This is a genomic window from Cellulomonas sp. SG140 (genome assembly GCF_025770785.1).
In the GTDB taxonomy this organism is placed as follows: Bacteria; Actinomycetota; Actinomycetes; order Actinomycetales; family Cellulomonadaceae; genus Cellulomonas.
The window spans coordinates 475,052-494,246 of sequence record NZ_JANZLA010000002.1; the positions used below are offsets into that span (position 1 = coordinate 475,052).

The 19,195-nt window shown below is 72.5% G+C and carries 17 protein-coding genes; all 17 read left to right on the top strand.

What is annotated here, in order from left to right:
• The first annotated feature begins 143 nt into the window (after window positions 1–143).
• The gene (locus N0B34_RS06000) at window positions 144–338 is read left to right on the top strand and encodes a ubiquitin-like protein Pup (protein WP_263730398.1); all 195 of its coding nucleotides are present in this window, start codon (window positions 144–146) and stop codon (window positions 336–338) included.
• Window positions 335–1,177, top strand: coding sequence for a proteasome subunit beta (gene prcB / locus N0B34_RS06005; protein WP_263730399.1), 843 nt, complete (start codon window positions 335–337; stop codon window positions 1,175–1,177). Before N0B34_RS06000 ends, prcB begins: the two co-directional genes overlap by 4 nt.
• Window positions 1,174–1,986, top strand: coding sequence for a proteasome subunit alpha (gene prcA, locus N0B34_RS06010; RefSeq protein WP_263730400.1), 813 nt, complete (start codon window positions 1,174–1,176; stop codon window positions 1,984–1,986). The genes prcB and prcA overlap by 4 nt, the downstream gene beginning before the upstream one ends.
• Before the next feature lie 39 nt (window positions 1,987–2,025).
• A complete protein-coding gene (gene pafA / locus N0B34_RS06015) occupies window positions 2,026–3,387 on the top strand; it encodes a Pup--protein ligase (RefSeq protein ID WP_263730401.1) in 1,362 nt (453 codons plus the stop codon).
• Window positions 3,388–3,456: 69 nt separating this feature from the next.
• Window positions 3,457–4,320: an FKBP-type peptidyl-prolyl cis-trans isomerase gene (locus tag N0B34_RS06020; RefSeq protein WP_263730402.1), complete on the top strand. Its 864-nt coding sequence runs from the start codon at window positions 3,457–3,459 to the stop codon at window positions 4,318–4,320.
• The gene (gene hisF / locus N0B34_RS06025) at window positions 4,317–5,087 is read left to right on the top strand and encodes an imidazole glycerol phosphate synthase subunit HisF (protein WP_263730403.1); all 771 of its coding nucleotides are present in this window, start codon (window positions 4,317–4,319) and stop codon (window positions 5,085–5,087) included. The genes N0B34_RS06020 and hisF overlap by 4 nt, the downstream gene beginning before the upstream one ends.
• 72 nt (window positions 5,088–5,159) lie before the next feature.
• Entirely contained in the window at window positions 5,160–5,555 is a 396-nt protein-coding gene (gene hisI / locus N0B34_RS06030) for a phosphoribosyl-AMP cyclohydrolase (RefSeq protein ID WP_412175699.1), read from the top strand.
• Window positions 5,552–7,138, top strand: a complete 1,587-nt coding sequence (locus N0B34_RS06035; RefSeq protein ID WP_263730404.1) for an anthranilate synthase component I — start codon at window positions 5,552–5,554, stop codon at window positions 7,136–7,138. The genes hisI and N0B34_RS06035 overlap by 4 nt, the downstream gene beginning before the upstream one ends.
• A 26-nt stretch (window positions 7,139–7,164) precedes the next feature.
• Complete coding sequence (locus N0B34_RS06040) at window positions 7,165–7,860, top strand: Trp biosynthesis-associated membrane protein (protein WP_263730405.1); 696 nt, start codon at window positions 7,165–7,167, stop codon at window positions 7,858–7,860.
• A 77-nt stretch (window positions 7,861–7,937) separates the two neighbouring features.
• Window positions 7,938–8,240: an HGxxPAAW family protein gene (locus N0B34_RS06045; RefSeq protein ID WP_263730406.1), complete on the top strand. Its 303-nt coding sequence runs from the start codon at window positions 7,938–7,940 to the stop codon at window positions 8,238–8,240.
• Window positions 8,241–8,298: 58 nt separating this feature from the next.
• Window positions 8,299–8,940: a DUF4190 domain-containing protein gene (locus N0B34_RS06050; RefSeq protein ID WP_263730407.1), complete on the top strand. Its 642-nt coding sequence runs from the start codon at window positions 8,299–8,301 to the stop codon at window positions 8,938–8,940.
• Between the two features lie 195 nt (window positions 8,941–9,135).
• Entirely contained in the window at window positions 9,136–9,948 is an 813-nt protein-coding gene (gene trpC, locus N0B34_RS06055; RefSeq protein ID WP_263730408.1) for an indole-3-glycerol phosphate synthase TrpC, read from the top strand.
• On the top strand, window positions 9,945–11,252 hold the full coding sequence (gene trpB, locus N0B34_RS06060) for a tryptophan synthase subunit beta (RefSeq protein WP_412175700.1): 1,308 nt from the start codon (window positions 9,945–9,947) through the stop codon (window positions 11,250–11,252). Before trpC ends, trpB begins: the two co-directional genes overlap by 4 nt.
• Complete coding sequence (gene trpA, locus N0B34_RS06065) at window positions 11,249–12,070, top strand: tryptophan synthase subunit alpha (RefSeq protein WP_263730409.1); 822 nt, start codon at window positions 11,249–11,251, stop codon at window positions 12,068–12,070. The genes trpB and trpA overlap by 4 nt, the downstream gene beginning before the upstream one ends.
• A complete protein-coding gene (lgt, locus tag N0B34_RS06070) occupies window positions 12,067–12,951 on the top strand; it encodes a prolipoprotein diacylglyceryl transferase (RefSeq protein WP_263730410.1) in 885 nt (294 codons plus the stop codon). Before trpA ends, lgt begins: the two co-directional genes overlap by 4 nt.
• Window positions 12,952–13,088: 137 nt before the next feature.
• Window positions 13,089–17,654: a glutamate synthase large subunit gene (gene gltB / locus N0B34_RS06075; RefSeq protein WP_263730411.1), complete on the top strand. Its 4,566-nt coding sequence runs from the start codon at window positions 13,089–13,091 to the stop codon at window positions 17,652–17,654.
• On the top strand, window positions 17,647–19,122 hold the full coding sequence (locus N0B34_RS06080) for a glutamate synthase subunit beta (protein WP_263730412.1): 1,476 nt from the start codon (window positions 17,647–17,649) through the stop codon (window positions 19,120–19,122). The genes gltB and N0B34_RS06080 overlap by 8 nt, the downstream gene beginning before the upstream one ends.
• Window positions 19,123–19,195 lie beyond the last annotated feature (73 nt).

Consider the following 19,195-nt stretch of genomic DNA (forward strand, 5'->3'; position numbering starts at 1 on the left):
CCGCCGCGGGGCGTTGTGCACACGGGCAAGGGGTGTGTCCGCGGCCCACGGGCGGCGCGCGGCCGTCACCCGGCGCTGTCGGCGCCAGGGCCTAGGGTGGGCACGAGCAGGCCACAGCAGGAGTCCACCCCCGGGAGGTCACCATGGCGGGAACCGAGCACGTCAACCGGCACCAGGACGACGTACCGGGCGACGAGCCCGAGGCCCCCACGCCCGCGGCACCGTCGGCGCAGGCGCGGGACGCGGAGGTCGATGCCCTGCTGGAGGAGATCGACGACGTCCTCGAGTCCAACGCCGAGCAGTTCGTCCGCGGGTTCGTGCAGAAGGGTGGTCAGTGAGCACCGACGCCCATCCGGCCGGGAGGCTGCCGGCGGCGTTCACCACGCCGGGGACATCCTCCTTCGTCGAGTTCCTCGGCGGGTACGCCCCGCAGCTGCTGCCCGCCTCCCGAGCGGTCGATGCGAGCGCTGCCGGCGCCGTCCTGAACGCTCCGCACGGCACCACGATCGTCGCCCTGACCTTCGACGGCGGGGTCGTGATCGCGGGTGACCGCCGCGCGACCATGGGATCGATGATCGCCAGCCGGCACATCGAGAAGGTCTTCCCAGCAGACGAGTACTCCGCCGTGGGCATCGCCGGCACGGCCGGCCTGGCGGTCGAGCTGGTGCGGCTCTTCCAGCTCGAGCTCGAGCACTACGAGAAGATCGAGGGTTCGCTGCTCTCGCTCGACGGCAAGGCGAACCGGCTCGCCACCATCATCCGGGGACAGCTCCCGCTGGCGCTCCAGGGGCTCGCCGTCGTGCCGCTCTTCGCCGGTTTCGACCTCGACCGACGCGTCGGCCGGATCTTCTCCTACGACGTGACGGGCGGTCGGTACGAGGAGCAGGAGCACCACGCCGTCGGGTCCGGGTCCGTCTTCGCACGTGGCTCGCTGAAGAAGCGGTGGCGCTCCCGCATGACGGCGGACGAGGCGGTGCACGTCGCCGTGGAGGCCCTCGTCGACGCGGCGGACGACGACTCGGCGACGGGCGGTCCGGACAGCGACCGCGGGATCTACCCCGTCGTCGCGACGGTCACCGAGGCCGGCTACCTGCGGGTGCCGGACTCGGAGCTGGCGGCGGCGACGGACGAGGTCCGCGCGGCTCGGCGCGAGGGACGAGGAGGACCGGCCCGATGAGCATGCCCTTCTACGTCTCGCCCGAGCAGCTGATGAAGGACCGCGCGGACTACGCCCGCAAGGGCATCGCGCGGGGGCGGTCGGTCGTGGTGCTGCAGTACGACGACGGTGTGGCCTTCGCGACGGAGAACCCGTCCCGCGCGCTGCACAAGGTCTCGGAGATCTACGACCGGATCGCGTTCGCCGCCGTCGGCAAGTACAACGAGTTCGAGAACCTGCGGGTGGCCGGCGTGCGGTACGCGGACCTCCGCGGGTACTCCTACGACCGGGTCGACGTCACGGCGCGGGGCCTCGCTAACGCCTACGCGCAGACGCTGGGAACGGTCTTCACCACCGAGTCGAAGCCGCTCGAGGTCGAGCTCGTCGTCGTGGAGGTCGGTCGCGAGCCGGCGGGGGACCAGATCTACCGCCTCAGCTACGACGGCTCGGTCGCCGACGAGCACGGCTGGGTGGCGATGGGCGGGCAGTCGGACAGGCTGGCCGCGATCATCGGTGAGCACTGGCGGCCCGGCATGAGTCTCGCCGAGGTCCTGGAGCTCGGCGTCCGTGCCCTCGGTGCGCCGGCAGAGGACGGTGCACCGCCCCGAGCTCTCGGCGCGTCGAGCCTCGAGGTCGCGGTGCTCGACCGCACGCGACCGCGACGGGCGTTCCGTCGCCTGACGGGCGCGTTGCTGGAGGACGTCCTGGGTACCGGATCGACCGAGGCGCCCCTGCCGGGGCCGGGCTCGGCCGAGGCCGGCGCGGAGGAGCACCCGCCTGGTCCGGAGGGCGGACCGAGCGCGGAGCAGCCGGAGGACACCGCTCGCTGAGCGGGACGAGCAGTCCGGACCGACGAAGGGAGAGCCGCCGTGGACCGACGGATCTTCGGCCTGGAGACCGAGTACGGCGTCACGTGCGCCGCGGTGGACGGGCGCGGCCTCTCGGCGGACGAGGTGGCGCGCTACCTGTTCCGCAAGGTGGTGGCGTGGGGGCGCTCATCGAACGTGTTCCTTCGCAACGGGTCACGGCTGTACCTCGACGTCGGGTCGCACCCGGAGTACGCGACGGCGGAGTGCGACGACTGGCGGCAGCTGGTCACCCACGACCGCGCAGGGGAGCGGATCCTCGAGGGCCTGGTGCAGGACGCCCAGCAGCGGCTGGAGCACGAGGGGCTGCCCGGCAGCATCCACCTGTTCAAGAACAACACCGACTCCGCGGGCAACTCGTACGGCTGTCACGAGAACTACCTGGTACGCCGGCAGGGCGACTTCGCCCGGCTCTCGGACGTGCTGGTGCCGTTCCTGATCACCCGGCAGATCCTGACCGGGGCCGGGAAGGTGCTGGCCACCCCGCGGGGTGCGGTGTACTGCCTGTCGCAGCGCGCCGACCACATCTGGGAGGCGGTCTCCAGCGCGACGACCCGGTCCCGTCCGATCATCAACACCCGCGACGAGCCGCACGCCGACGCAGAGCACTTCCGCCGCCTGCACGTGATCGTCGGGGACTCGTCGATGGCCGAGACGACGACGATGCTCAAGGTCGGTGCGACCGACATGCTGCTGCGTCTGGTCGAGGCCGGTGTCCCCGTCCGTGACATGGCGCTGGAGAACCCCATCCGGGCAATCCGCGAGATCAGCCACGACATGACCGGGCGGCACCCCATCACGCTGGCGTCGGGCCGGACCGTGACGGCGATCGACCTGCAGGAGGAGTACCTGGCGCGGGTCGCCGACTTCGTCGGTTCGGAGGTGGGTCCCTCTCCCGAGACCAAGCAGGTGCTCGACCTCTGGGAGCGGGGGCTGCGCGCGCTGCGCACCGGCGACCTGTCGCTGGTGGACCGCGAGCTGGACTGGGCGATCAAGTACCGCATGATCGAGCGTTACCGCGCCAAGCACGGCCTGGAGCTGTCCGACGTGCGGGTGCAGCGCCTCGACCTCGCCTACCACGACATCTCTCGCACCGAGGGCCTGTACAACCTGCTCGCCGCCCGAGGCCTCGTCGAGCGGGTGACCACCGACGTGGAGGTGTTCGAGGCGACCGAGCAGCCGCCGCAGACGACGCGGGCCAAGCTTCGTGGCGACTTCGTGCGGGCGGCCCAGGACGCGCGGCGCGACTACACCGTGGACTGGGTGCATCTCAAGCTCAACGACCAGGCGCAGCGGACGGTCCTGTGCAAGGACCCGTTCAGGAGCATCGACGAGCGGGTGGACCGGCTCATCGAGTCGATGTGAGGACCCGTACAGTGGACGGCCGGGCCGCGAGGTGGCCGTGGTCCGCACGGTGGACGAAGGAGGGACGAGGTGCGCCTGCGCGCTGCGCTGCTCGCGCTCCTCGCACTGCTGCTCACGGCGTGCGCCGGACCCGCGTCGTCGGCGCCCGAGGTCTCGGTCTCCGGTGAGCCGGGCAGCAAGCCGATCCTGACCTACGTCGCCCCGCTCGATCCGGGGCGGACCTACCGCTCAACCATCTGGCCCGGTACAGGTCCTGAGCTGCACGACGGCGAGCCGGTGCTGCTCAACTACTGGGTGGAGAACGCCCGGACGGCCACCGTCGTCGCGGAGAGCTACTCGGCGAGCCCCGTGACACGCGAGCTGACCCCTGCCGCGCTCGGCGCAGACCTCTATCGGACGCTCTCCGGCGCGCACATCGGCGCCCGGTTGCTGCAGGTGAGCCCGCCCGGGACCGGGGCCGGCAACGACGTGCCCACCGTCACCGTGGTCGACGTGCTGTCGCTGCGCGCCACCGGCCAGCACGTCGACCCACCGCAGGGCCTTCCCACCGTGAAGCTCGCCGCAGACGGTGCGCCGACGCTGACGCCGACCGGGACGGACCCGCCCACCTCGCTGGTCGCCCAGCCGCTGATCCGTGGCTCCGGTCGCCAGGTGACGCGGAGCGACACCGTGACGGTCCAGTACGTCGGCTTCTCCTGGAAGACGGGCGAGGCGTTCGACTCCACCTGGAGCCGGGGCTCGCCGTCGTCGTTCTCCCTCGTGGACGTCCCGGCGTGGGCCGAGGGCCTGGCCGACCAGCCGGTCGGCTCGCAGCTGCTGCTCGTGGTCCCGCCGACGTACGCGCTCGGTGCGACGCAGAGCCAGGAGCTGTCCGGACAGACGGTCGTGTTCGTCGTCGACATCCTGGCGGTCGCCGCCGGAGGGAGCTCATGAGCCTCGCCCTGCGTGTCATCCCGTGCCTCGACGTGGACGCCGGCCGCGTCGTCAAGGGCGTGAACTTCGAGAACCTCCGCGATGCCGGCGACCCGGTCGAGCTCGCACGCCGCTACGACGCCGAGGGCGCCGACGAAATCACCTTCCTCGACGTGTCGGCGTCGTCGGCGGGGCGCGAGACGACGTACGACGTGGTCCGGCGCACCGCCGAGCAGGTGTTCGTGCCGCTGACCGTGGGCGGTGGGGTGCGCTCGGCGGAGGACGTCGACAGGTTGCTCCGGGCTGGCGCGGACAAGGTCGGCGTCAACACCGCCGCGATCGCCCGACCCGAGCTGATCGCCGAGATCGCGCAGCGCTTCGGCTCGCAGGTGCTCGTCCTGTCCGTGGACGCGCGCCGCTGCACCGGCGAGACGCGGACGCCGTCGGGCTACGAGGTGACCACCCACGGCGGTCGACGCGGAACGGGGATCGACGCGGTCGAGTGGGCCGCCCGCGCCGCCGAGCTCGGTGCCGGCGAGATCCTGCTCAACTCGATGGACGCCGACGGGACGGAGGCCGGGTTCGACCTCCGGATGCTGACCGACGTGCGTGCGACGGTCAGCGTGCCGCTGATCGCGAGCGGCGGGGCCGGCACGCCGGCACACTTCGTCGAGGCGGCGCGGGCGGGCGCTGACGCGGTCCTCGCGGCGAGCGTGTTCCACTTCGGGCAGCTCACGGTCCGCCAGGTCAAGGACGCGCTGCGCGCTGCGGGGGTCACGGTCCGCTGACGCGGGGTCGTCGGACACCCTGCGGATGGACCGGGACCCGGCAGCCCGGCGTCGCCGTGGCAGGATCCTGGGGTGCCCGCTGAGCCCCTCGCTGCCCCGGCCGTCCCTGGTTCCACCGGTCTCGACCCGGCCGTGTCGGCGCGCCTCGCGCACGACGCGGCAGGTCTGGTCGCCGCCGTCATCCAGCAGCACGACACGCACGAGGTGCTGATGCTGGGGTGGATGGACGACGAGGCGTTGCACCGGACGCTCACGACGGGACGCGTGACGTTCTGGAGCCGTTCCAGGCGCGAGTACTGGCGCAAGGGCGACACGTCGGGCCACGTCCAGCTGGTCCGTTCGGTCGAGCTCGACTGCGACGGTGACGCCGTGCTGGTGCAGGTCGAGCAGGTCGGCGCCGCGTGCCACACCGGCGCTCGTTCGTGCTTCGACGCAGGAGGTCCGCTGCCTGCCGTGGTGGGCGAATGAGCGCGCCGGACCCGGTGGTCCCGGGGGAGACGACCCCGGTCGACGCCGTCGAGGTGCCGTGGGGGTCCACCTGGCCGACGCTGGAGGGGTTCCGGGAGCTGGCGCGGGACAACCGTGTGATCCCCGTGGTCCGGAGGCTGCTTGCCGATGCGACGACGCCGGTGGGCCTGTACCGCGCGCTGGCAGGCGGGCGTCCTGGCACGTTCGTGCTGGAGTCGGCCGAGGCGGACGGCACCTGGGGGCGGTGGTCGTTCGTCGGTGTGCGGTCCCGCGCCAGCCTCGGGGTGGTGGAGGGCCGGGCCGTCTGGTCGGGAGACGTCCCGGTCGGCGTGCCGCGGGACGGCGACGTCCTCGACGTGCTGGGCACGACGCTCGAGGTGCTCCGGACGCCGCCCGTACCAGGTCTGCCACCGCTGACCGGTGGGCTCGTGGGTGCCCTGGGCTGGGACGTCGTGCGCCACTGGGAGCCGACCCTGCCGGCGGAGGCGCCCGACGAGCTCGACGTCCCTGAGGTGACGCTGCTGCTCGCCACGGACCTGGCGGCGGTCGACCACCAGGACGGTTCGGTCTGGCTGGTGGCCAACGCGATCAACTTCGACGCGACGGACGACCGAGTCGACGAGGCCTACGCCGACGCGGTCGCCCGCCTCGAGGCGATGCAGGCCGGCCTCGTCGGAGCCGCGGAGCCCGCCGTCGCGGTGCTCGACCCCTCGCTGCCGGAGCCCGAGCTCCGCTTCCGCACCAGCCGGCCCGACTTCGAGGCGGCCGTCCGCACGGGGAAGGACGCCATCAGGGACGGTGAGGTGTTCCAGGTCGTGCTGTCGCAACGCCTCGACCTCGACTGCCCGGCCGAGCCCCTCGACGTCTATCGCGTGCTGCGGACCGTGAACCCGAGCCCCTACATGTACTACCTGCAGCTCCAGGACCCTCGGGGCGACGACTTCGCCGTCGTGGGCTCCAGCCCGGAGACCCTGGTCAAGGTGACCGACGGCCAGGTGGTCACCTTCCCGATCGCCGGGTCGCGTCCCCGAGGGCGGACCCCCGACGAGGACAGGGCCCTGGCGGACGAGGTCCTCGCGGACCCGAAGGAGCGCGCCGAGCACATCATGCTGGTCGACCTGGCGCGCAACGATCTCGCGAAGGTGTGCGAACCGACGTCCGTCGACGTGGTGGACTTCATGTCGGTGCGCCGGTACTCGCACATCATGCACATCTGCTCGACGGTGGTCGGTAGCCTCCGGGCCGGAGCGACGGCGTTGCAGACGTTCGTCGCGACCTTCCCCGCCGGCACCCTCTCCGGTGCGCCGAAGCCCCGTGCGATCGCGCTGATCGACGCGGTGGAACCCGCCCGGCGGGGGATCTACGGCGGCACGGTGGGCTACTTCGACTTCGCCGGAGACATGGACATGGCGATCGCGATCCGCACGGCTCTCCTGCGGGGCGGCACCGCGAGCGTCCAGGCGGGAGCGGGCATCGTGGCGGACTCCGTCCCGGAGGTCGAGTACGCCGAGACCCGGGCCAAGGCCGCCGCCGCCGTCCGAGCGGTGCAGATCGCGGCACGGCTACGTCCGGCGCAGCGGTGACCGCCCGCGCGGGACGCGGGCGGTGGGTGGTAGCGCTGCTGCTCCTCGCCGTCCTCGTCTGGGTCGCCGCCGTCCCCACGTGGGTGAGCGCCGCAGGAACCTCTGTGCTGACGGGCACCGTGCAGGTGCACGTCCCGGGCACGAGGGCCGCACCGGGGATGGTGGGCGCTGCGCTGGCCCTGGCGGCCGCCGGTGCCGCGCTCGCACTGGCCGGTCGGCTCGGCCGGTGGGTCGTCATGGCGGTCGTGCTGCTGTGCGGTGTCGTGGTCGCCTGGTCGGCCGTCGCGCTGCTGGCGGACCCGGGCCCCGTGGCCCGGCAGGCGGTCGCGGCTGCGACCGGTGTGGACCACCTCGTCGGGACGCCCCGGACGACGGCCGCCCCGTGGGTCGCGACGCTGGTCGCCGCCATCGTGGTCGTGTGCGGTATCGCCCTGGGCCGCGCTTCGGCCCGATGGTCCGGGACGAGCGGCCGCCACGAGCCGGCACCTGCGCGTGCGGCGACGCAACGCGAACTCGGGCCGATGCCGCCCGGCGCCGCGGCTGTCGTCCCGCAGAGCCAGGAGCCGACGGCTGCGCCCACCGTCGCCGGCGCGCCGGAGCGCGTGCTGCCACCGTCGCAGGCGGAGCCCGGCCGGCGGTCCGACGCGCCCGGCGAGCGGTCCCACGAGCCGGACGAGCGGGCCGACTGGGATGCTCTGACCCGCGGGGAGGACCCGACGTGATCACCGCCGGCTCCGCCGGTGGGCGTCCCAGCTCTCCGCTACTGTGTCCGACAGCCGAGCACGAAGGGTATGAACCGATGGCAGACCAGCCTCTCGACGACCAGCCGGGCAACCGCATGCTCGGCGCCGGCCGCACCGAGGCGGTCCATCTGCCACCGGCGGCGGCGCCCCGCAACCACGGCCGCACGGTCGCGGCGTGGACGACGACGCTGATCGTGGTGGTGGGTGCCGTGGTGGCAGGCCTTGGAGTCGCTCTCGCGGAGCCCTGGTTGGCGTGGGTGGGCGGCGGGGTGGTCCTCGCCGGGCTGATCGTCGGCAGGGTGCTCCAGATGATGGGCCTGGGCCAGCCGGGCAGCGCTCGGGCCCGCGGCGGCCACTGAGCCACCGCATCGGCGCAGCGGCCGGGGAACGTCCGGCCGAGGACGAGCAGGAGGACGAATGTCCAGCCCCGAGGGACCCGGCGGCACCGCCGGTTCCGACCAGCCGCCCGCGGTGCCGGCCCAGCCCCAGGCGCCCACCTCCGGACCTCAGCACCCCGAGGCCCCAGCGCAGCCACAGCCTGGGTCGTCGGCCCCGTACCCCGGTCAGCACGCGCCGGGATACCCCGGCGAGGCACAGGGTGCGGAGGGCCCCTATGGCGGCGGCTACCCTGCCCCCGGTCAGGCCTACGGGACCGAGCCGTACGCGGCCCAGCCGGCCCAGCCCTACGGGGCTCAGCCGTACCCAGCCCAGCCGTACCCAGCCCAGCCGTACGGTTCGGCCCCCTACGGCGCTCCCTACCCGGGGTACCCGGGCTACGGCCAGGTGTACCCGCGCAACGATCTGGGGATCTGGTCGCTCGTGCTCGCGCTGGCGGGCATCGTCCTCGGCTTCACCCTGCTGACCGGCATCCCCGCCGTGATCCTCGGCAGGCGAGCCCGTCAGGCCGTGGCTCGCGGTGAGGCGAACAACGACGGGATCGCGGTCGCCGGCATCGTGATCGGCTGGATCGCCACGGCGCTCGGGGCGCTCGTCGCCATCCTGGTCATCGGAGCGATCGTCTTCGGCATCTTCGCCTCGACGTCCGGTCGCACGTACTGATCACGCACCCGCCGCACTCGGGCTGACCCGGCTCACCGGCCACGCGGACGCGCCGCCGTGGCCCGCGCGCGCCCCGGCGCCTCGCGGCAATCGTGTGGTCCGCACCGTTCCATCCCATGACCGGCGGACGGGCCCCCGGCGGGCCACCTTTACGATGGCCGCAACCGGACCGACCGGGCGGGAGGGGTGGGGGCCATGACCGTGCTGGACGACATCGTCGCCGGTGTCCGCCAGGACCTGGCCGAGCGCCAGGCGCTGACGTCGCTGGACGAGCTCAAGGAGCGGGCGCAGCGTCGACCCTCAGCGCTCGAGTGCGTCTCTCGGCTGAAGGTCGAGGACGCCGTCACGGTCATCGCCGAGGTGAAGCGCTCGAGCCCGAGCAAGGGTGCGCTCGCCAGCATCGACGACCCGGCAGCGCTGGCCGCCGAGTACGAGAAGGGCGGAGCCGCCGCGATCTCGGTACTCACCGAGCAGCGGCGCTTCCGGGGCTCGCTGGCGGACCTGGACTCGGTGCGGGCACGGGTGGACATCCCCGTGCTGCGCAAGGACTTCATCGTCACGCCGTACCAGGTGTGGGAGGCGCGCGCCCACGGCGCCGACCTGCTGCTGCTCATCGTCGCCGCGCTGGAGCAGACGGTGCTGGAGTCGCTGGTCGACCGGGTGCACTCGTTGGGCATGACGGCGCTCGTCGAGGTGCACGACTCCGAGGAGGCGCGCCGGGCGGTCGACGCCGGCGCCCGCGTGGTCGGGGTGAACGCGCGCGACCTGCGGTCCCTCGAGGTGGACCGCGGCACGTTCGCACGAGTGGCGCCGAGCATCCCGAACCACGTCGTCAAGGTCGCCGAGTCCGGGGTGCGTGGACCGCACGACGTCATGGACTACGCGCGAGCGGGCGCCGACGTCGTGCTCGTGGGGGAGGCCCTGGTGACGGACGACGCCCCCCGCCGGTCGGTGGCGGACCTCGTCGCGGCAGGTGCCCACCCCTCCCTGCGGGCGGTCCGGCAGTGAGCCCGTCCAGCGGCGGCCGCCCGGTTCCCTCGGACGCTCATGGCCCCGCCACCACCGGGCCGCTGTCCACCCATCAGGGCCCGTACTTCGGTCAGTTCGGCGGCCGCTTCGTCCCCGAGGCGCTGATCGCGGCGCTCGACGAGCTGGACACCGCCTACCACAAGGCGCAGGCGGACCCGGCGTTCGCCGCCGCGCTGGCGCGGTTGCACCGCACCTACACCGGGCGGCCGAGCCCCCTCACGGAGGTCGAGCGGTTCGCGCGGCACGTGGGCGGCGGGGCGCGGGTCTTCCTGAAGCGCGAGGACCTCAACCACACCGGGTCCCACAAGATCAACAACGTGCTCGGCCAGGCCCTGCTGGTGAAGCGCATGGGCAAGACCCGGGTGATCGCGGAGACCGGTGCGGGCCAGCACGGCGTCGCCACGGCGACGGCAGCGGCGCTGATGGACCTCGAGTGCACCGTCTACATGGGCGAGGAGGACACGCGCAGGCAGGCGCTGAACGTCGCACGGATGCGCCTGCTCGGGGCCGAGGTCGTGCCGGTCCGCCAGGGCAGCCGGACCTTGAAGGATGCGATCAACGAGGCGCTGCGGGACTGGGTCACCAACGTCGAGACGACGCACTACCTGCTCGGCACGGTGACCGGCCCGCACCCGTTCCCCGAGATGGTGCGCGACTTCCACAAGATCATCGGCGAGGAGGCGCGCGCCCAGCTGTTCGACGAGATCGGGCGGCTGCCGGACGCCGTCGCCGCGTGCGTCGGCGGGGGGTCCAACGCGATGGGCATCTTCAACGCGTTCCTCGACGAGCCGTCGGTCCGGCTGTTCGGCTTCGAGGCCGGCGGTCACGGGATCTCGTCCGGCGAGCACGCCGCCCGGTTCTCCGGTGGTGAGCCCGGCGTGCTGCAGGGAGCGCGGTCGTACCTGCTGCAGGACGACGACGGTCAGACGCGCCCCAGCCACTCGGTCTCAGCGGGGCTGGACTACCCGAGCGTCGGGCCGGAGCACGCGTGGCTGCACGACATCGGGCGGGCCGAGTACCGGCCGGTGGACGACGACCAGGCGATGGAGGCGTTCCGCCTGCTGTGCCGCACGGAGGGGATCATCCCGGCGATCGAGTCGGCGCACGCCCTGGCGGGAGCCCTGCAGCTGGGGCGTGAGGTCGAGCAGTGGGGCGTCGACGAGCCGGTCCTGCTGGTGAACCTCTCCGGGCGTGGGGACAAGGACGTGGCGACGGCGGGTGCGTGGTTCGGGCTGCTGGACGAGGAGCCCACGGTGCTGGCGGACGAGGGAGAGCAGCTGTGACCGGCACGGACGTCGTCTCGTCGACCGGAGCGCTGCTCGACGCGCTGGCGGAGCGGGAGAACCGTGCGGCGCTGGTCGGCTACCTGCCGGTCGGCTACCCGAGCGTGCCGGCGTCGGTCGACGCTGTGCGGACGATGGTCGACGCGGGTGTGGACGTCGTCGAGCTGGGCATGCCCTACTCCGACCCGGTGATGGACGGACCGGTGATCCAGCACGCGGTCGAGGCCGCCCTCGCCCGCGGCACGCGTGTGCGCGACACGCTGCTGGCGGTGGAGCAGGTCGCCGGCCGCGGAGCCCCGATCCTTGTCATGACGTACTGGAACCTGGTGCTGCGGTACGGCGTGGAGGCCTACGCACGTGATCTGGCCGCAGCCGGCGGTGCCGGCCTGATCACCCCCGACCTCGTCCCGGACGAGGCCGGTGAGTGGATCGCGGCGTCGGACCGCCACGGGCTCGACAGGGTGTTCCTCGTCGCACCCAGCTCGACCCCGGAGCGCCTCGCGCTGACCGCCGCGTCGTCTCGCGGGTTCGTCTACGCGGCCTCGACGATGGGTGTGACGGGCGAGCGGTCGACGGTCGGCTCGCGGGCGCAGAAGCTGGTCTCAGACACCCGCGCGGCAGGCGCTCGCCACGTGTGCGTGGGGCTTGGTGTCTCCCGTGCGGAACAGGCGGCCGAGGTCGGCGCCTACGCGGACGGCGTCATCGTCGGCTCGGCCCTCGTCAGGGCCCTGGTCGACGCACCCGACGAGCGGGCCGGGCTCGCGGCGCTGACCGCGGTCACGCAGAGCCTGGCGGCAGGTGTGCGGAGCGCGAGGTGACCCTCGCCGCCGTGACGGCGGCGATCCCCAGCCCGTCGCGCGGCGTGTGGTACCTCGGACCGCTGCCTCTGCGTGCCTACGCGTTCGCCATCCTGCTCGGCATCGTCGTCGGCGTGGTGATCACCCGACGTCGCTGGGTGGAGCGCGGTGATGACGGCGACACCGCCCTCGAGATCGTCTACTGGGCGGTGCCGTTCGGGATCGTCGGAGGTCGGCTGTACCACGTGATCAGCTCTCCCGACGCCTACTTCGGCCGCGGGGGTGACCCGGTCCGCGCCCTGTTCGTCTGGGAAGGTGGCCTCGGGATCTGGGGGGCTGTCGCGCTCGGCGGCCTCGGTGCGTGGATCGGAGCCCACCGGCAGGGGGTCAGGCTCGCGCCGTTCGCCGACGCCCTGGCACCCGGACTGCTCGTCGCGCAGGCGATCGGGCGGCTCGGCAACTGGTTCAACCAGGAGCTGTTCGGCGGTCCGACGACGCTGCCCTGGGGTCTGCGCATCGACGACGCGCACCTGCCCGCCGGCTACCCGTCCGGGACGCTCTTCCACCCGACCTTCCTGTACGAGCTGATCTGGGACCTGCTGGCAGCGGCGCTCCTGGTCTGGCTGGACCGGCGCTACCGGTTCGGCCACGGGCGTGCGTTCTGGCTCTACGTCGCGCTGTACTGCGCGGGCCGGCTGTGGGTCGAGCTGCTCCGGATCGACCCGGCGCACCACGTCCTGGGGCTGCGGCTCAACGTCTGGACGGCCATCGTGGTCGGCCTCGGTGCGCTGGTAGCGTTCGCGGTGGTCGGCCGCCGGCACCCCGGGCGCGACACGACCCTCCTGCTGGCCTCACCGGTGCGGCAGGACGACGAGAGGAACGCGTCGGACCCGACGCGGTGACCGCACCGCACCGTGGGACCACGCCTTGGTGTGCGATGCGGCCGCGGTCCGACCGGTTGGTAGTGTCACCCCACGCATGCGGGCCGACGACGTCCCACACGCACCAGCTGTACGTGCGACCTTGTGAGGACGGTTTGATGTCGACATCGCACGTGACCCCAGGGAGCCTGCGGGCACCCCTGGCCCACGGGCTGTACGACCCCGACGCCGAGCGCGACGCCTGCGGCTTCGCGTTCGTCGCCACGCTGCGCGGCACGCCGGGGCGCGACATCGTCGACGCCGGGCTCACCGCGCTGCTCAACCTCGACCACCGAGGTGCGGTGGGCGCCGAGGAGGACAGCGGCGACGGGGCGGGCATCCTCACGCAGATCCCGGACGCGTTCCTGCGCGACGTGGTGGACGCCGAGCTGCCGCCGGCCGGTCACTACGCGATCGGTCTGGCGTTCCTGCCCGTCGACGCGAACGAGCGCGAGCGCGTCGTCGCCGCGGTCGAGGCGATCGCTGCGGAGGAGAAGCTCGACGTGCTCGCGTGGCGCGACGTCGTGATCACCGCAGACCTCGTCGGCCCCACGGCACGTGCCTCGATGCCGGTGTTCCGTCAGCTCGTCGTCGCGGACCCCGCGCGTGAGCTCTCCGGGATCGACCTCGACCGTCGCACGTTCCGGCTGCGCCGGCGTGCCGAGCGGGAGGCCGGCCTCTACTTCGCCTCGCTGTCCGCCCGCACGCTGACGTACAAGGGCATGCTGACCACCGGGCAGCTGGAGCCGTTCTTCGCGGACCTGTCGGACCCGCGGTACGCCTCGGAGATCGTGCTGGTCCACTCGCGCTTCTCCACCAACACGTTCCCGTCCTGGGAGCTCGCGCAGCCGTTCCGGATGATCGCCCACAACGGTGAGATCAACACGGTGCGGGGCAACCGGAACTGGGTCGCCGCCCGCGAGGGCATGATGCACAGCGACCTGCTGGGCGACCTCGCACCCCTGTTGCCGGTCTGCACGCCCGGCGGTTCGGACTCGGGCAGCTTCGACGAGGTCCTGGAGCTGCTGCACCTCGCCGGCCGGTCGCTGCCGCACGCGATGATGATGATGATCCCCGAGGCGTGGGAGAACCACGCCCAGATGGATCCCGAGCGGCGCGCGTTCTACGCGTACCACTCCACGCTGATCGAGCCGTGGGACGGCCCGGCGGCGATGACGTTCACCGACGGCACGCTGATCGGCTCGATGCAGGACCGCAACGGCCTGCGTCCCGGCCGGTACTGGGTCACCGAGGACGGGCTCGTCGTCTGCGCGAGCGAGGCCGGCGTGCTCGACCTCGACCCGGCGACGGTGGTGGCCAAGGGCCGCCTCGAGCCCGGCAAGATGTTCCTGGTCGACACCCGCCGTGGCCGGATCGTGGCGGACGAGGTGATCAAGGGCGAGCTGGCGGCCCAGCGGCCCTACGCCGAGTGGATGCGGGACAACGCGGTCCACCTCGAGCAGCTGCCCGAGCGCGAGCACGTGGCCCACTCGACCGCCTCCGTGCGTCGCCGCCAGCGGACCTTCGGGTACACCGAGGAAGAGCTGAAGATCATCCTGGCGCCGATGGGCACCAACGCCGCCGAGCCGCTCGGGGCGATGGGGTCGGACACGCCGGTTGCCGTGCTGTCGTCCCGTCCGCGGCTGCTGTTCGACTACTTCACGCAGATGTTCGCGCAGGTGACCAACCCGCCGCTGGACGCGATCCGCGAAGAGCTGGTCACGGCCATCGGTGGGGCCATCGGTCCGGAGCCGAACCTGCTGACCGACGGACCGGAGCACGCGCGCAAGCTGGTGCTGCCGTTCCCCGTGATCGACAACGACCAGCTCGCCAAGATCGTGCACGTCGCACGGCAGCCGGACCTCGGCTTCCGGGCGACGACGATCCGCGGCCTGTACCGGGTCGACGGCGGCGGTGCCGCGCTGCAGGCCCGGCTGGAGGAGATCTTCGCCGAGGTCGACGCGGCGATCGCCGACGGCGTCAGCTTCCTCGTGCTGTCCGACCGCAACTCCGATGCGGACCACGCGCCGATCCCGTCGCTGCTGCTCCTCTCGGCCGTGCACCACCACACGCTGCGCCGGCACACCCGCACGCAGATCTCGCTGGTCGTCGAGGCCGGCGACGTCCGCGAGGTGCACCACGTGGCGCTGCTGATCGGCTACGGCGCCGCTGCGGTGAACCCGTACCTGGCGATGGAGACCGTCGAGGACATGGCGCGCCGCGGCTACCTGCCGGGGGTCGCCCCGGAGAAGGCCGTCGCCAACCTGATCAAGGCGCTGGGCAAGGGCGTGCTCAAGGTGATGTCCAAGATGGGCATCTCCACCATGGCGTCCTACCGCGGCGCGCAGGTGTTCGAGGCGATCGGTCTGTCCCACGCGCTGGTCGAGCGGTACTTCACCGGCACGACCAGCCGGCTGGACGGCGTCGGGCTCGACGTCATCGCGGCGGAGGTCGCCGCACGGCACGCCGACGCCTACCCCGCATCGGGCAACCGGCAGCCGCACCAGTCCCTGGCCGTGGGCGGCGAGTACCAGTGGCGCCGCGGCGGTGAGGAGCACCTGTTCGACCCCGAGACGGTGTTCCGCCTGCAGCACTCGACGCGGACGCGGCAGTACGACGTCTTCCGGCAGTACACCCAGCGGGTCGACGACCAGTCCTCGCGGCTGATGACGCTGCGCGGTCTCCTGCGGTTCAAGGAGGGCGTGCGCCAGCCGGTGCCGATCGACGAGGTCGAGCCGGTCGACTCGATCATCAAGCGGTTCTCGACGGGCGCCATGTCGTACGGCTCCATCTCGGCGGAGGCGCACGAGACGCTCGCGATCGCGATGAACCACCTCGGCGCCCGTTCCAACACCGGTGAGGGCGGCGAGGACCCCGAGCGCCTGCACGACCCGGAGCGTCGCTCCCGCATCAAGCAGGTCGCATCCGGACGTTTCGGCGTGACGAGCGAGTACCTGACCTTCGCGGACGACCTGCAGATCAAGCTCGCCCAGGGTGCCAAGCCCGGCGAGGGCGGTCAGCTGCCGGGTCACAAGGTGTACCCGTGGGTCGCGCAGACGCGGCACTCCACACCCGGTGTGGGCCTGATCTCGCCGCCCCCGCACCACGACATCTACTCGATCGAGGATCTCAAGCAGCTGATCCACGACCTGAAGAACGCCAACCCGAAGGCCCGAGTCCACACCAAGCTCGTCAGCGAGTTCGGCGTCGGCACGGTGGCCGCGGGGTGCGCGAAGGCGCACGCGGACGTGGTGCTCATCTCGGGCCATGACGGCGGCACGGGCGCCTCGCCGCTGACGAGCCTGAAGCACGCGGGTACGCCCTGGGAGATCGGCCTCGCGGAGACGCAGCAGACGCTGGTGCTCAACGACCTGCGCGACCGTGTCGTCGTCCAGGTGGACGGGCAGCTGAAGACGGGTCGCGACGTGGTGATCGGCGCGCTGCTCGGCGCCGAGGAGTTCGGCTTCGCCACCGCGCCGCTGGTCGTCTCGGGCTGCGTCATGATGCGCGTCTGCCACCTCGACACCTGTCCGGTCGGCGTCGCCACGCAGAACCCCGAGCTGCGCGCCCGGTTCACGGGCAAGCCGGAGTTCGTCGAGACGTTCTTCGAGTACATCGCCCAGGAGGTGCGCGAGCACCTCGCGTCGATCGGCTTCCGGTCCATCGAGGAGGCGGTCGGTCACGTCGAGCTGCTCGACACCACGGCGGCGGTCGACCACTGGAAGGCCGCCGGGCTGGACCTCGGCCCGGTGCTGGCGGTCCCCGAGCCGAAGCCGGGGTCCTCGTTGCACCACGTCAAGGACCAGGACCACGGCCTCGAGCGGGCGCTGGACAACCAGCTGATCGCGATGGCAGCCGACGCCCTGGACCACGGTGAGCCCGTCCGCATCGCGCTGCCGGTCCGCAACGTCAACCGCACCGTCGGCACGCTGCTCGGTCACGAGGTGACCCGGCGGTACAGCGGAGCCGGCCTGCCGGACGACACGATCGACGTCACGCTGACCGGGTCGGCGGGTCAGTCCTTCGGCGCGTTCCTGCCCAAGGGTGTGACCCTGCGCCTGTTCGGCGACGCGAACGACTACGTCGGCAAGGGTCTGTCGGGTGGGCGCCTCGTCGTCCGGCCGCACCGCAGCTCGGTGCTGTCGGGCCGGAACAACGTCGTCGCGGGCAACGTCATCGGGTACGGCGCGACGTCGGGCGAGATCTTCCTGCGCGGTCTGGTGGGCGAGCGCTTCGGCGTGCGCAACTCCGGCGCGACGCTCGTAGTCGAAGGCGTGGGCGACCACGCCTGCGAGTACATGACGGGCGGGACCGTCGTCGTCCTCGGCCCGACGGGGCGCAACCTCGCGGCCGGCATGTCGGGCGGTACGGCGTACGTCCTGGACCTGCAGCCGGCCCTGGTGAACACGCAGGCGGTCGCCAGCGGTGAGCTCGCGCTCCAGCCGCTCGACGACTCCGACGTCGTGCTGGTGACGGGCCTGCTCCGCCGGCACCTCGACGAGACCGGTTCGCCGGTGGCTGCGCAGCTGCTCGAGGACCCCGAGGCGGTGCGCGCACGGTTCACCCGGCTGCTGCCGACCGAGTACGCACGTGTCCGCGAAGCCTTGTCCAAGGCGGCGGCCGAGGGGCTCGACCCGACGGCCCCGGGCGTGTGGGAGCGGATCCTGGAGGTGGCGCATGGCTGACCCGCGGGGGTTCCTCAAGGTGCGCGACCGTCAGCTGCCACCGAACCGGCCGGTCGAGGTCCGGATCCAGGACTGGAAGGACGTCCACGAGCAGCTGCCGGAGGGTCAGCCGTTCCTGCGTGCCCAGGCGGGTCGCTGCATGGACTGCGGCATCCCGTTCTGCCACAACGGCTGCCCGTTGGGGAACCTGATCCCCGAGTGGAACGACCTGGTGTGGCGAGGTCAGTGGGCGGACGCGATCGAGCGCCTGCACGCGACCAACAACTTCCCGGAGTTCACGGGTCGCATCTGCCCGGCCCCCTGCGAGTCGTCCTGCGTGCTGGGCATCAGCCAGCCGCCGGTCACCATCAAGAACGTCGAGGTCTCGATCATCGACGAGGCGTTCGAGCGCGGCTACGTCACCCCGCAGGTGCCCCAGCGCCTCACCGGCCACACGGTCGCGGTGGTCGGCTCCGGGCCGGCCGGCCTCGCCGCCGCCCAGCAGCTGACGCGCGCCGGCCACACCGTGGCCGTGTACGAGCGCGACGACGCGATCGGCGGCCTCCTGCGCTACGGGGTGCCGGACTTCAAGCTCGAGAAGCGGCACATCGACCGCCGGCTCACCCAGATGACCGCGGAGGGCACCCGGTTCCGGCCCAACGTCGAGATCGGTCGCGACATCACCTGGGACGACCTGCGCGCGCGGTACGACGCGGTGGTCGTGGCCACGGGCGCGACGGTGCCCCGCGACCTGCCGCTGCCGGGCCGTGAGCTCGACGGCATCCACGTCGCGATGGACTACCTGCACCAGGCCAACGTCGTGGCCGCCGGTGGGACCGTGCCGGACCAGATCACCGCCGCGGGCAAGCACGTGGTGATCATCGGCGGTGGCGACACCGGCTCCGACTGCCTCGGCACGGCCCTGCGGCAGGGCGCCGCCTCCGTCACGACGCTGGCCATCGGCAAGCGTCCGCCGACGCACCGGACCGTCGACCAGCCGTGGCCGACGGATCCGGTCCTGTTCGAGGTCTCCTCGTCGCACGAGGAGGGCGGCGAGCGCGCCTACCTGGCCTCGACCGTCGCCTTCATCGGCGGCGAGGGTGACGACGCCGGCGCCGTCCGTCACCTGCGCCTGGCCCGTACCGAGTACCTGCCGGACGGGACCCGCGCTCCGACCCCGGGGACCGAGCAGGACGTGCCGGCAGACCTGGTGCTCATCTGCATGGGGTTCTCCGGTCCGGAGACGGGTGCGCTCGTCGACCAGATCGGCGTGCGGGTGACGCGGCGGTCCACGGTCCAGCGGTCCGCCGACTTCGCCGTCGGCGTACCGGGCGTGTTCGTCGCCGGCGACGCCGGCCGGGGGCAGTCGCTCGTGGTGTGGGCGATCGCCGAGGGCAGGGCCGCAGCGGCGTCGGTGGACGCCTACCTCAACGGCCTGTCGGAGCTGCCGGCACCGATCGAGGCGAGCACCCAAGCACTGCGTCCTTGACCAGCAGACGAACGCCGCACGACCAGCAAGTGACACATCGCACCCGCGACCGCGGATAACCCCTGCCCACAAG

Bases quoted from the DNA above. Each gene is read 5' to 3' on its own strand.
- N0B34_RS06000 (WP_263730398.1), top strand. From the start codon at position 144: ATGGCGGGAACCGAGCACGTCAACCGGCACCAGGACGACGTACCGGGC.
- trpC (WP_263730408.1), top strand. From the start codon at position 9,136: ATGACCGTGCTGGACGACATCGTCGCCGGTGTCCGCCAGGACCTGGCC.
- prcA (WP_263730400.1), top strand. From the start codon at position 1,174: ATGAGCATGCCCTTCTACGTCTCGCCCGAGCAGCTGATGAAGGACCGC.
- N0B34_RS06080 (WP_263730412.1), top strand. From the start codon at position 17,647: ATGGCTGACCCGCGGGGGTTCCTCAAGGTGCGCGACCGTCAGCTGCCA.
- gltB (WP_263730411.1), top strand. From the start codon at position 13,089: ATGTCGACATCGCACGTGACCCCAGGGAGCCTGCGGGCACCCCTGGCC.
- N0B34_RS06045 (WP_263730406.1), top strand. From the start codon at position 7,938: ATGGCAGACCAGCCTCTCGACGACCAGCCGGGCAACCGCATGCTCGGC.
- N0B34_RS06050 (WP_263730407.1), top strand. From the start codon at position 8,299: ATGTCCAGCCCCGAGGGACCCGGCGGCACCGCCGGTTCCGACCAGCCG.
- hisF (WP_263730403.1), top strand. From the start codon at position 4,317: ATGAGCCTCGCCCTGCGTGTCATCCCGTGCCTCGACGTGGACGCCGGC.
- N0B34_RS06035 (WP_263730404.1), top strand. From the start codon at position 5,552: ATGAGCGCGCCGGACCCGGTGGTCCCGGGGGAGACGACCCCGGTCGAC.